Raw genomic sequence first — 12,931 nt, 5'->3', positions numbered from 1 at the left:
CAGTGGCACTCTACCCGCATCAGCGTGTCGATAAAGAGGCAAATAGGGGCACGGCGGCGACCTGACGTCAGTCCTTTCCCGGCAGTATCTTCCCCGGGTTCATGATATTCAGCGGATCGAGCGCCTGCTTGATCGTGCGCATGATGTCGACGCCATGGCCGAGCTCATGCCGCAGGAAGCCGATCTTGCCTTGCCCTATGCCGTGCTCGCCAGTGCAGGTGCCGTCCATGGCGATGGCGCGCATATTGAGCCGCGCCACGAATTTTTCGGCCAGTGCGATCTCTTTCGGGTCATCCACGTCCATCAGCACCAGCACATGGAAATTGCCGTCGCCGGCATGGCCGACGATCGGGGCGATCAGGCCCATCTCGGCGATATCCGCCTCGGTCTCCGTGACGCATTCGGCAAAGCGCGAGATCGGCACGCAGACATCGGTCGACAGGCCCTTGGCGCCCGGCCGCAGCGTCAGCGACGACCAGTAGGCATCGTGCCGGGCTTTCCACAATTTTGTCCGCTCTTCGGCGACGCTGGTCCACAGGAACGGACCGCCGCCATTTTCCTCGGCGATCATGCCGAAGGTCTCGGCCTGTTCGGCGACGCCGGCATCGCTGCCGTGGAACTCGACGAACAGGCAGGGGCTCTCCGGATAGTCGACCTTCGAATAGGTCTTCATCGCCCGCATCTGCAGCGCGTTGACCAATTCTATGCGCGCCACCGGAATGCCCATCTGGATGGTCGCGATCACCGCGTTGCACGCCGCCTCGAGGCTGGGAAACGGGCAGACGCCGCCTGAAATCGCCTGTGGAATGCCCTGCAGCTTCAAGGTCAGCTGGGTGATGATGCCAAGCGTGCCTTCCGAACCGATCAGCAGCCGCGTCAGATCATAGCCGGCCGAGCTCTTCTTGGCGCGCTTGCCGGTCGTCACTGCTTCCCCGTCGGCCATCACCGCCGTCAACGACAGGATGTTTTCGCGCATCGTGCCGTAGCGCACCGCGTTGGTGCCCGACGCTCGTGTCGCCGCCATGCCGCCGAGCGAGGCGTTGGCGCCCGGGTCGATCGGAAAGAACAGGCCGGTGTCGCGCAGATGCCGGTTGAGGTCCTCGCGCGTCACGCCGGGCTCGACCGTGCAGTCGAGGTCCTGCGGATTGACCGCAATGATGCGGTTCATGCGTGACGTATCGAGCGAGATGCCGCCGCCCGGCGCATTGGTGTGGCCTTCCAGCGAGGAACCGACGCCAAAGGCGATCACCGGCACGCGATGCGCCGCGCATGCGCGCACGATCTCCTGCACCTCCTCCGTCGTCTCGGCAAAGGCGACGCCGTCCGGCGCCTGCGTCGGAATATAGGTCGTGGTGTGCGCGTGCTGGGCCCGGATCGCCTGGCCGGTCTGGAATCGCTCGCCGAGCCGCTGCTTGAGGATGCCGAGTACGGCGGCAATGCCTTCTTCGTTGCGCTCGACCGGATTGAGGTCGCTTAGAGCCATCGATTCCTCCGCGAATGGACCAGCGTCCACCCTTGTTCTGCATCTACGGATGCGTAGTCTCACGAACCACGCTCTGTCCAGTCCACGCTCATCCCGGCATGACGAGAAGGAAGTTTCCGATGCCCATCCCCGCCCCTTTCGTCTCCCGCGCCATGGACATCGAGGAGGCCTGGATCGACTACAACGGCCATCTCAACATGGCCTACTACAACGTGCTTTTCGATCGTTGCTCCGACGAAGCCTTCGAGATGATGGGGATGGGGCCGGATTACGTGAAAGAACGACGGCTGACCATCTACACGGCGGAAGTCCATGTCTGCTACGTCCAGGAGTTGCATCTCGACCACAAGGTCACCGTTTCGTTCCAGCTGCTGGACCATGACGAGAAGCGGCTGAGGGCCTATCAGGAAATCCGTCATGTCGACGGTTGGCTCGCCGCCACTTCAGAAACATTGTCGCTGCACGTCGACATGGCTGGCCCGAAGGTAGCGCCCTTCCCCGCCGACGTCCTGGCCAGGGTGGAAGCGATGCGCGCCGCCCATGCCGCCCTGCCGATGCCGGAGCGCGCCGGCCGCTCGATCGGGATTCGTCGTAAGCAGGCTTGAACCACGGTCCAACCGCCGTTAACCTTACCGAGGTTTTAACGTGAACAAGCCGAATTGAGACGTTGAACGACTCAGCGCGGCGTTGGAAAACCGTCCGCATCGAATTGCGATACGGGCGGCGGAGCAGCAGCGGTTCGGGGAACGTGCATGAAAACCGATATCAAGGTCGAGGCGGACAGGCTGGCGGCTGATCCACGCATCACCGACTATGATTTCTGGCGCTCGCTGAAGAACCTCAATAACGAGATCTTCCACATCGCCAACAACAACGAGCCGATCCCCTTCGCCATGATCCGCTGGCGCGCCATCCTGAAGCAGGCGCGGATGAAACGCGGCCACGCCTGAACGGTGGGGGAAAAAACAGACCGGCCGTCCGGTTTGCATTTCTGATGATGTGCTGACGAACGATCCCAAGTGTCAAGGCTGGCGCTTCACCGCACCCAGCGGCGATCGCGGCACCACCGGCGACGACTGGATGATCGCCGTATTGGTCATCGCGAACGGAATGATCCGGTCGATCACCCGCTCGAGCTCGGCCACCGAGGCGACATGCGCCAGCGCGATGAAACAGTCTTCACCGGTGACCCGGTCGCATTGGGCGATCTCCGGTAGGTCGCGGATGATTTCGGCCACGACAGCGAGCTGGCCCGGCACCGGCCTGATGCGCAGCCACGCCGACAATTTCATGCCGAGCGCGGCCGGATTGATGCGCACCGTATAGGCCTCGATCACGCCGCTCTCCTGCAGCCGCTTGATGCGCTCGGCCACGCTCGGCGCCGACAGGCCGACCGACCGCGCCAGTTCGGCGGTGCTGGTGCGCGCGTCCTTTTCCAGCAGGCGCAGGATTTTCAGATCCGCCGGATCCAGATCGATATTTTCATTTCGAAGGCGTTTCAGCGGAATACTCCTTGCTTTCGGAAAGGAAATGGCCGCAATGCCCGGCCATCATCCATATCAATGGCAAAAATCGCCTGCGATACTGATCCCATGCAAGATCGGACGCAAGCCCCAGCGGCAAGTCCGGCACTCGCCGGCCCCGCCTTTACCTTGGCAAACGCGGTCCCGCCGCATCTCTGGTTCGGCGTCAGCGCCGTGTTCCACTATCTCGGACCGGCCTTCGCGGTGCTGCTGTTCCCGCATGTCGGCGTGCTCGGCATGGCTTGGCTGCGCATCGCCACCGCGGCACTCGTCTTTGCCCCATTGACCCGGCCATGGGCGGTCTTCGCCCGCGCCGATCGCTCGACGCGGTTGTTGCTTGTGGCTTTCGGCGTCTGCCTTGGGGTGATGAATTGCTCGTTTTACCTGGCGCTCGACCGGCTGCCGATCTCGCTGGTGGCGGCGATCGAATTCGTCGGCACCATCGGCGTTGCGCTTGTTGGCCTCAAAAGCCCGCGCAATCTCGCCGCCCTCGCAATCGCTGTCGCCGGCACCCTGTTGCTGATCGACGTCAAATGGTCGAGCGATCCCGTCGGCCTGTTCTGGGCCTTCCTCAACGGCACGCTGTTCGTTGGCTACATCGTGCTCGGCCACCGCGTCGCGCGCGGCGGCGCCGGCGACGGCATCGCCGGGCTGGGTGCCGCCATGGCGGTCGCCCTTCTCGTCGTTCTGCCGATCGGTTTCGCCGATGCTCTGCCGGCTTTCTCGGCGCCGCCGCTGCTGCTTGCGGCGGTCGGCGTCGGCATCTGCTCGTCGGTCATTCCCTATATTTGCGACCAGCTTGCCATGTCGCGGCTGCCGCGCTCCAGCTTCGCGCTGATGCTGTCATTGCTGCCGGTCACCGCAACGTTGATCGGCGTCATCGTGCTGCGGCAGGTGCCGAGCCTCACCGACTGCCTTGGCATCGCCCTGGTGGTGGCCGGCGTGGCGTTCCATAAGCCGGCGCCGGACTGATCAGGCCAGTTTCTCCTTGAGGAAGGCGATCGTCCTGCCCCAGGCGAGGTCAGCCGCCTTCTTGTCATAGCGGGCCGCCGACGTGTCGTTGTTGAAGGCATGGTTGGCGCCTTCATAGACATAGACCGAGTATTCGACATGGGCCGCGTCGAGTGCCTTCTTGAAGGCATCGATGCCGGCATTGGTGCGGGTGTCGAGCCCGGCATAATGCAGCATGAGCGCGGCCTTGATCTTCGGCACGTCCTCGGCCTGTGGCTGCATGCCGTAATAGGCGACGGCGGCGGCGAGGTCCGGCGCGTTGACGGCCAGCATGTTCACCGTGCCGCCGCCCCAGCAGAAGCCGACGGCGCCGACCTTGCCGTTGCCGTCCTTGTAGCCTTTGAGGTAGGCGACGGTTGCCACGGCATTGGCGGCGACCTGTGCTGGATCGAGCTGGGAAAACAGGTCACGTGCCCTGTTTTCATCGTCCGGTGTGCCGCCGAGCGGTGTCATGAAGTCCGGCGCAAGCGCCACGAACCCTTCCAGCGCAACGCGCCGCGCCACATCGCGAATATGCGGGTTGAGACCCCTGTTCTCGTGCACCACGATGACGGTGCCAAGCTTGCCGGTCTGGTCCGCCGGCCTGACCAGATAGCCCTTCATCTCGCCGGCGCTGCCGGGATAGCTGATGTCCTCGCCTTTCACACGCGGATCGTCTTCCGCCACGATTGCCGCCTGGGCCGAGTTCGCCGCCAGCAGCGGCGCGATCGCGGCAGCTGCCGCACCCGATCCGGCAAGCCTGGTCAACTGCTCCATGAAGCGCCGCCGGTCGAGCGTCAGATGGGTGTATTCGTCATAGGCATCGATCATCGCCTGGGTAATGACAGGCTCGGCGGCAGTGGGTCCGGCAGGTGTTGTCATGGCTTGCTCCTCGCCCCCCGCGGCAACATAGAGCCGAAGCTTGCCTGGTCCAGTCACGGCTGAGTGAGGCTGCCGTAAGTCCCTGCACGACGCCGTGATGCCGCGCGCCGCACTGTCGTTAAATTTTGGTCCTTTGTGGCAATGCTAAATGCACGCACCACGATGTAAAAAGAAGTTACCGGGCTATGCCTCACTCGGGCCATTTGGCGAACGAGAATGGCCATTTGGCGGGAAAAGAATGCCTGATTGACGACGAAGGAATATGCCATGACCTTTCCCTCCCCGCTTCTGGCAAGTGGGTTCGCCCTCGCCGCTATGGCTTTGCTGGCGCTGCGGTTCACTGCCTTCACCGCATTCAAACGATCGTTGATCAAGATCCGCGCCAACCGGCACCCGCCCGCAAACACCAAAGCCTGAGGAAAGGTCATGGACGTTCAGGACATCATCAACACCGTCTCCCAGAAATCCGGTCTCAACCAGGCTTTGACGGAAAAGATCGCCGGCACGATTTTCTCGGTGCTCGAACACGAGGCGGAAGGCAGGACCCTGTCCAGCTTCTTCGCCAAAATCCCGGGAGCCGACGCCCTGGCCAAGCAATATGATGTCATGGCTCCCGGCGCAGCTTCCGGTGGTGGCCTCCTGTCCTCGCTGGAGGGCGCGCTCGGTGGCGCTCTCGGCGAAAAGACCGGCGCGCTGATCAACGGCGTCGCCATACTCAAGGCATCAGGCCTCACGCTCGCTCAGATCAGCCAGGCCGGCACGATGCTGGTCCAGCAGGCCGAGACAGCCGCCGGCCCGCAGCTGACCAGTGAGGTACTTGCATCGGTACCCGACCTGAAAGGGCATCTCGGGCTCTGAAGGAACTTCTCTATTTCGGCAGCGTATAGGCCATCACATAGTCGCCCGGCTTGGTACCGACCGAGCCGTGGCCGCCGGCAACGATGACGACCAACTGGCGTCCGTCGGCTACCGTGTAGGTCATCGGTGTCGACTGCCCGCCGGCCGGCAGCCGCGCCTGCCAGAGCTGTTTGCCGGTCGTCAGGTCATAGGCGCGCACATAGTCGTCGACCGCCGCACCGAGGAAGGCGACGCCGCCGGCAGTGATCATCGGCCCGCCAATGCCGGGCACGCCGACCTTGAACGGCAGCGGCAGCGGCGTCATGTCGTAGACGGTGCCGTTGCGATGCTTGTAGACGATCTTGCCGGTCCGAAGGTCGGCACCCGCCACATAGCCCCAGGGCGGCGCCTGGCAGGGAATGCCGAGCGGCGACAGGAACGGCTTCAATATCACTGCGTAAGGCGCACCGTCATTGCGGTTCAGGCCTTGTTCGCTGCCCTTGGTGTCACCGGGCGGCGGCACGTCGGCGCGCGGCACCAGCTTGGAGATGAACGCCAGGTATGTCGGCATGCCGAACATCACCTGCCGGACCGGATCGACTGCCACGCCGCCCCAGTTGAAGGTGCCGAAATTGCCGGGATAGATCAGTGAGCCTTGCAGCGACGGCGGCGTGTAGCGGCCCTCATAGCGCAACTTCCGGAGCTCGATCCGGCAGGCCAGCTGGTCGAACATGGTAATGCCCCACATGTCGGCACCGGTCAGCGGTTTCGGACTGAAGCTGAGATCCGAGACCGGCTGCGTCGGCGAGGTATGGTCGCCCTCGATCGCGCCGCCCGGTGCCGGCACTTCCTTGACCGGAACGATCGGCTCGCCGCTGCGCCGGTCGAGCACATAGAGGTCGCCCTGCTTGGTCGGCCCGACCAGCGCCGGCACCACGCCACTTTCCGTGGTGATGTCGACCAGCGTCGGCTGCGCCGGCACGTCCATGTCCCAGAGATCGTGGTGCACGGTCTGCCGCACCCAGCGCAATTGTCCGCTGTTGAGATCGAGCGCGGTGATCGACGAGGAGAATTTCTCGTCATTGGCGCTGCGCCCGGCGCCGAGCTGGTCCGGCGTCTTGTTGCCGAGCGGCACATAAAGCAGGCCGAGCTTCTCGTCGGCGCTTGCCGTCGACCACATGTTGGGCGAGTTGTTGGTGTAGGTCTGGTCCGGCGGCAGCGGCGTCGTCTGGTCCGGATTGCCGGAATCCCAATTCCACAACAGCGCGCCGGTGTCGGCATCGTAGGCACGGATGACCCCGGACGGCTCCTGCGTCGAATAATTGTCGTTGACCGCGCCGCCGACGATGATCTTGTTGGCGACGATCAGCGGCGCCGAGGTCGAATAATAATAGCCCGGCTTCGGATATGGCATGTTGGCGAGCAGGTTCAGCGTGCCGCCTTCGGCGAAAGTCGGGCAGACCTGGCCATTCGCCGCATCGAGCGCGATCAGCCGGGCGTCGGATGTCGGCAGGTAGATGCGTGTGGCACAGGGCTGGCCGGCGGCGACCTTGGCATCGGCATAATAGGACACGCCGCGGCAGGTCTGGTGCTGGCGGTCCTTGTTGAGCTTGACCTGCGGATCGAACCGCCATTTCTCCTTGCCGCTCGCGGCATCGATGGCGATGGCGAAATTATGCGGCGTGCAGATGTAGAGCGTGTCGGCGATTTTTAGCGGCGTCACCTGATAGGTCGTCTCGCCGATGTCGTCGGGCCCTTTCACGTCGCCGGTGCGGTAGGTCCAGGCCGGCTGCAGATTGGCAACGTTTTCAGCGGTGATCTGGTCGAGCGGCGAATAGCGCTGGCCATATTGCGTGCGACCGTAATAGTGCCATTCGCCAGCCGGCACGTTGCCGCCAAGATCGGCCGTCGGCGTCACCTTGTCGGTGTTGAGTTCACCCGCAATATCCTTTGGATCGGTCGTCATCGAATAGCCGGCGACGGCAAGCGATGCCAGCACGGCGAGGATAAGCGGCGCGCGTCCGTCGGGACCGGTAAGCCCGCGCCGCGCCCATGGCGTCAACAGCCATAGCGCGACAAGCACGATGATGCCGCCGCGCGGGCCGAGCTCCCACCAGTCGAAGCCAATCTCCCAGACCGCCCAGGCGAGCGTGCCGAGCACGATCGCCGCGTAGAGCCACAGCGCCGTGGATCTGCGCCTGTAGAGCAGCCAGGCCGCGACAAGGAAAGCTAGACCGACGATGACGTAGTACCAGCTGCCGCCCAGCGTCACGAGCCAGATGCCGCCGCCGCCAACCGCCAAGCCGATGAGGAAAAGGATCAGGGAGGTAATGACCACAGCCAAGACGGTGCTCCTTCGACTGGTGCGCTCCGCGACGCGTCCATGGGCAACCCGGCATTGCGCTCCTGCCCCCACGCAACTTTCTCCGGCCCGCTTCCCCTGTCAAGCAAGCTCGGCGTTTTACGGTGCCGACCCTCAGCAAGCCCGGCGTTTTGGTTAGCGGACCCATTCAGATTGTGAGTCTACCGACTGGACAGAGAACAAAACGGAGACACTTCTGGCCTTTCGCTGCCGAATCACTACATTCGGGGGGAGATGTCCGGCTTTTCGGAAGACATGCCCTTTTTTGACGAACCGAACGCGCGGCCCGCGGCCCCGTCGGGCATTGCCGCGCGCGCCATGGCTGCCCGCAGCAACCAGAACAACGCGCCCGATTATCTCAACGGCCTCAACCCCGAGCAGCGGCTGGCGGTGGAAACCACCGAAGGCCCGGTGCTGGTGCTGGCCGGCGCCGGCACCGGCAAAACGCGCGTCCTGACCACCCGCATCGCCCACATCCTTGCCACCGGCAAGGCTTTCCCCTCGCAGATCCTCGCCGTCACCTTCACCAACAAGGCGGCGCGCGAGATGAAGCAGCGCATCGGCCTGTTGATCGGTGAAGGCAATGTCGAGGGCATGCCGTGGCTCGGCACCTTCCACTCGATTGGAGTGAAGCTGCTGCGCAGACATGCCGAGCTGGCCGGGCTCAAATCCGACTTCACCATTCTCGACACGGATGATGTCGTGCGCCTGATCAAGCAGCTTATCCAGGCCGAAGGGCTGGACGACAAGCGCTGGCCGGCCAAGCAGTTCGCCCAGATGATCGACGGCTGGAAGAACAAGGGCCTTGGCCCCGCCGACATCCCCGAGGGCGATGCCCGTGCCTTCGCCAACGGCAAGGGCCGCGAGCTCTACAAGGCCTATCAGGAGCGGCTGAAAACGCTGAACGCTTGCGACTTCGGCGATCTCCTGTGCCATCCGATCCGCATCTTCCGCGCCAATCCGGACGTGCTGAAGGAATACCACAAGCGCTTCCGCTACATCCTCGTCGACGAATATCAGGACACCAACACCGCCCAGTACATGTGGCTGCGGCTGCTGGCACAGCGGCCGCAATCCTCCCCCCTTGAGGGGGAGGTGCCCGCGAAGCGGGCGGAGGGGGTTGCCGCAGAAGGCACCGCTAGAGCGTCGAGCACTGCCGCCGGTAGGTCAAGCACTGCCGCACGGACCCCACCCGACCGGGCTTCGCCCGGCCACCCTCCCCTCAAGGGGGAGGGAAGCCCGCGCCTGTCCACCGTAAATATCTGCTGCGTCGGCGACGACGACCAGTCGATCTATGGCTGGCGCGGCGCCGAGGTCGACAACATCCTGCGCTTCGACAAGGATTTTCCCGGCGCCACCATCATCCGGCTGGAGCGCAACTATCGCTCGACCGCGCACATCCTCGGCACCGCCTCCCACCTCATCGCCCACAATGAGGGCCGCTTCGGCAAGACGCTGTTCACCGAAAAGATCGCCGAGGACGACGAGAAGGTGCATGTCCACGCCGCCTGGGATTCCGAAGAGGAGGCCCGCGCCGTCGGCGAGACCATCGAGGCTTATCAGCGCCAGAAGCACAATCTCAACGACATGGCGATCCTCGTCCGCGCGTCCTTCCAGATGCGCGAATTCGAGGACCGCTTCGTCACGCTCGGCCTCAACTACCGCGTCATCGGCGGCCCGCGCTTCTACGAGCGCCTCGAAATCCGCGATGCGTTGGCCTTCTTCCGCGTCGTTGCGCAAGGCGCCGACGACCTCGCCTTCGAGCGCATCGTCAACGTGCCGAAGCGCGGCTTGGGCGAGGCCACCATCCGCCAGATCCACGACACCGCACGCTCGCTGCGCATCCCGATGCTGGAGGCGGCGGCAAAACTCGCCGAGAGCGACGAGCTGAAGCCGAAGCCACGCGCCGCACTTCGTGAGGTCGCGGCCAATTTCGAGCGCTGGCAGAAGGCGCTGGAAACCACCCCGCACACCGAGCTCGCCGAGACCATTCTGGAGGAGAGCGGCTACACCGACATGTGGAAGAACGACCGCTCGGTCGAAGCGCCCGGTCGGCTCGAGAACTTAAAAGAACTGATCCGCTCCATGGAGGAGTATGAATCGCTGCGCTCCTTCCTTGAACATGTCGCCTTGGTGATGGACGCCGAGCAGAACGCCGAACTCGATGCCGTCAACATCATGACGCTGCATTCGGCCAAGGGCCTCGAATTCGAAACCGTGTTCCTGCCCGGCTGGGAGGAAGGCCTGTTCCCGCACCAGCGTTCCCTCGACGAGGGCGGCCGCTCAGGGCTGGAGGAGGAACGCCGCCTCGCCTATGTCGGGCTGACCCGCGCCAAGAAGAACCTGCACATCTGGTTCGTCTCCAACCGCCGCATCCACGGCCTCTGGCAATCGACCATCTCGTCACGCTTCATCGACGAGCTGCCGGAAGCCCATGTCGAAGTTTCCGAGAGCGGCAACTCCTACGGCGGCTACGGCAATGCCTATGGCGGCGGCTCGTTCGCCTCCGGTCGTGGCGGCCAAGGTGCAGGCAGGCAGAACCCTTATGGGGCATCGCGCTTCGACAACATTGGCGGCAATAACGGTGCTGAAAAATCCGGCGCTTTCTCCAGCACCTATGCGACACCGGGCTGGCAGCGCGCTCAGGCCAACCGCACCGAGGCGACCGACCGCAATTGGGGCACCCGCTCCGGCCACCAGGTCGAGCGCATCGGCTATGGCGAAACCGACTCCGGCTACGGCGCCGGCCGCACCTCGGTCAAGGGCCGCACCATCGACGGCGAGCTGGTCGCCAAATCCGTCGCCGACACGCCGTCCCCCTTCAGCGTCGGCGACCGCGTCTTCCACCAGAAATTCGGCAACGGCAACATCTCCGCCATCGAAGGCAACAAGCTGACCATCGACTTCGACAAGGCGGGCCAGAAACGCGTGCTGGATGGATTTGTCACCGGGGTGTGAGGCCGCCGGGCGCTAGCGATACCGCGCCTGGTTCCACTTATGGCCGAGCAGCGACAGGATGATGATCAGGCCGTTGAAGAACTGGACATAGAAGCCGCTCAGGCCTGCCGCGACGACGCCGGTCTGGATGAACGAGACCGTGACCGCGCCGATCGCGCCGCCGACAACCGTGCCGATGCCGCCCCAGGTCGGGGTGCCGCCGACGAACACCGATGCCAGCACCGGCAGCAGGTATCCGTCGCCCGCCGTCGGCCACCAGGTGAAGTTGATCATCACCGAAAAGGTGCCGGCGATCGCCGCGCCGATACCGACGAAGACGAACACCTTCACCCTGACGCGCTTGACGTCGATACCCATCTGCTGGGCGCTGTCTGGATTGTCGCCGACCACCTTGACCTGCGCGCCGAAGCGATGGCGGTTGTAAAGCAGCGCCGACAGCACGACGAAGCCGATGGCCCAGAAGATCTGCACCGGAATGCCATAAAGCTGGCTGGAGAAGATCTTGTAGGCCCAGCTGTCGGCAAGACCGGTCAGTGCCGTCGACCTGCCCTCGTTGATGATCTGGATCAGGCCGCGCAGCAGGAAATTCATGCCGAGCGTGGCGATCAGCGACGACAGCCCGCCATAGACGACCAGCGAGCCGACCAGGAAGCCGAGCAGCATGCCGGTGACGATTGCGGCGGCGATGCCGAGGAACGGGTCGTAGCCGGCCTGCACGACCAGCGCAAACACCCAGGAGGCAAAGCCCATCGTCGCCGGAAACGACAGGTCGATCTCGCCGCAGGTGACGACGAAGACCAGCGGCACCACCACGAACAGCGCCACCGGCAGCGTGGTGAGTACGGAGCTGTAGAGATACCAGGTGGTGAAGACGATCGGGTTGGCGATCATGAACACCGCCATCATGACGATGAACACGGCAAGCGTGCCGAGCGCGGCGCGGTTGTCGAGGATGAACCCGCGCAGCCAATTGTCGGACGGGTGTCTCCACTCTTTCCCGGCGGCCTCATTATGCGTGCCGCCGAGGGGGCTCTGCAGATCGGGTTCCATGGTCTTGCTCATCGTGCCGCCCTCCCCGCATCGCCCGCGTCGTGCAACCCCGGCAATCCGCTGGGGTGGGCGACGTCTTCCATGAAATTGATCAGGTCTTCGGCCGATTTGACCTCGCTGCGGTCGGCGCTGAGCGCGACCTTGCCGCGATCCAGCACCACGAAGCGATCGGCGATATCGAAGACGTGGTGGATGTTGTGGCCGATGAACAGGATCGAGCGACCGCTCGCCCGCACCTGGCGCACGAAGTGGAAGACCTTGGCGGTCTCGGTCAGCGATAGCGCGGTCGTCGGTTCGTCGAGGACAATCAGCTCCGCCTTCTTATAGATGGCCCGCGCGATCGCCACGCCCTGGCGTTCGCCGCCCGAGAGCTGGCCGACGATCGACTGTGGCGTGAACACTTTCGAGGTGAAGCCGATCTCGCGCATCAGCCGGCTCGCCTCCGCGATCTCCTTGTTGACCTTCAGCCAGCCAAGCCAGCCGGTGAGTTCGCGGCCCATGAAGATATTGCGTACGATCGTCTGCTGCACGGCGAGCGCCCGGTCCTGGAACACCGTTTCGATACCGGCGTCGCGCGAGCGCGCAGGGCTCCATCCGGTCACCGGCTTGCCGCGGACGAGAATCTCGCCGCTGGTCGGTTTGACCACGCCGGACAGGATCTTGATCAGCGTCGACTTGCCGGCGCCATTGTCGCCGATCAGGCCGACCACCTCGCCGCGATCGACGCTGAGATTGACCCCGCCCAGCGCATAGACCTGGCCGTAGGACTTGGTGATGTCGCGCAGTTCGATGATGCGTTCGGCCATGGCGATCCTCGCTTGATTGTCGCGTGCCGGCCTTTTCGCC

12 protein-coding genes are annotated in these 12,931 nt (G+C 64.1%); 6 read left to right on the top strand and 6 right to left on the bottom strand.

All coding sequences use genetic code 11. The annotated features are described in order from the left end of the window. Positions 1–67: 67 nt before the first annotated feature. Positions 68–1,483: an FAD-binding oxidoreductase gene (locus tag NKH93_RS15890; RefSeq protein WP_352919506.1), complete on the bottom strand. Its 1,416-nt coding sequence runs from the start codon at positions 1,481–1,483 to the stop codon at positions 68–70. Between the two features lie 119 nt (positions 1,484–1,602). Between NKH93_RS15890 and NKH93_RS15885 the strand changes: the two genes are divergently transcribed. Together NKH93_RS15885 and NKH93_RS15880 are read left to right on the top strand one after the other, a co-directional pair. Continuing rightward, the gene (locus tag NKH93_RS15885) at positions 1,603–2,088 is read left to right on the top strand and encodes a thioesterase family protein (protein WP_352820427.1); all 486 of its coding nucleotides are present in this window, start codon (positions 1,603–1,605) and stop codon (positions 2,086–2,088) included. 147 nt (positions 2,089–2,235) lie between these two features. After that, positions 2,236–2,433 carry a hypothetical protein gene (locus NKH93_RS15880; RefSeq protein WP_023676715.1) on the top strand — a complete coding sequence of 66 codons (198 nt, stop codon included), beginning with the start codon at positions 2,236–2,238 and terminating at the stop codon, positions 2,431–2,433. Between the two features lie 72 nt (positions 2,434–2,505). Here the strand turns inward: NKH93_RS15880 and NKH93_RS15875 are convergent, their stop codons facing one another. After that, positions 2,506–2,985, bottom strand: coding sequence for an Lrp/AsnC family transcriptional regulator (locus NKH93_RS15875; protein ID WP_352919608.1), 480 nt, complete (start codon positions 2,983–2,985; stop codon positions 2,506–2,508). Between the two features lie 90 nt (positions 2,986–3,075). Here NKH93_RS15875 and NKH93_RS15870 point away from each other — a divergent pair, with 90 nt between their 5' ends. After that, a complete protein-coding gene (locus NKH93_RS15870) occupies positions 3,076–3,978 on the top strand; it encodes an EamA family transporter (RefSeq protein WP_352820425.1) in 903 nt (300 codons plus the stop codon). On the opposite strand, the gene NKH93_RS15865 is transcribed toward NKH93_RS15870, so the two are convergent. Continuing rightward, positions 3,979–4,878, bottom strand: coding sequence for a dienelactone hydrolase family protein (locus tag NKH93_RS15865; protein WP_352820423.1), 900 nt, complete (start codon positions 4,876–4,878; stop codon positions 3,979–3,981). It abuts the gene before it with no gap. Between the two features lie 246 nt (positions 4,879–5,124). On the opposite strand from NKH93_RS15865, the gene NKH93_RS15860 reads away from it, so the two are divergent. Both NKH93_RS15860 and NKH93_RS15855 read left to right on the top strand, forming a co-directional pair. Continuing rightward, positions 5,125–5,295 carry a hypothetical protein gene (locus tag NKH93_RS15860; RefSeq protein ID WP_352471599.1) on the top strand — a complete coding sequence of 57 codons (171 nt, stop codon included), beginning with the start codon at positions 5,125–5,127 and terminating at the stop codon, positions 5,293–5,295. Positions 5,296–5,304: 9 nt separating this feature from the next. Continuing rightward, on the top strand, positions 5,305–5,736 hold the full coding sequence (locus NKH93_RS15855; RefSeq protein WP_352471597.1) for a hypothetical protein: 432 nt from the start codon (positions 5,305–5,307) through the stop codon (positions 5,734–5,736). Between the two features lie 10 nt (positions 5,737–5,746). Here NKH93_RS15855 and NKH93_RS15850 read toward each other — a convergent pair whose 3' ends face one another. Then, entirely contained in the window at positions 5,747–8,059 is a 2,313-nt protein-coding gene (locus tag NKH93_RS15850; protein WP_352767781.1) for a glucose/quinate/shikimate family membrane-bound PQQ-dependent dehydrogenase, read from the bottom strand. Between the two features lie 252 nt (positions 8,060–8,311). Here NKH93_RS15850 and NKH93_RS15845 point away from each other — a divergent pair, with 252 nt between their 5' ends. Next, on the top strand, positions 8,312–11,035 hold the full coding sequence (locus NKH93_RS15845; protein ID WP_352919512.1) for an ATP-dependent helicase: 2,724 nt from the start codon (positions 8,312–8,314) through the stop codon (positions 11,033–11,035). A gap of 12 nt (positions 11,036–11,047) precedes the next feature. Here NKH93_RS15845 and NKH93_RS15840 read toward each other — a convergent pair whose 3' ends face one another. Next, positions 11,048–12,097, bottom strand: a complete 1,050-nt coding sequence (locus NKH93_RS15840; protein ID WP_352450091.1) for an ABC transporter permease — start codon at positions 12,095–12,097, stop codon at positions 11,048–11,050. After that, a complete protein-coding gene (locus tag NKH93_RS15835) occupies positions 12,094–12,891 on the bottom strand; it encodes an ATP-binding cassette domain-containing protein (protein ID WP_352539545.1) in 798 nt (265 codons plus the stop codon). Before NKH93_RS15835 ends, NKH93_RS15840 begins: the two co-directional genes overlap by 4 nt. Positions 12,892–12,931: the final 40 nt, after the last annotated feature.

Source organism: Mesorhizobium sp. M0954 (assembly GCF_040319155.1).
Classification (GTDB): Bacteria; Pseudomonadota; Alphaproteobacteria; order Rhizobiales; family Rhizobiaceae; genus Mesorhizobium.
The sequence above is the reverse complement of the archived record's forward strand: the minus strand, read 5'-3'. Positions and strand labels throughout refer to the sequence as shown.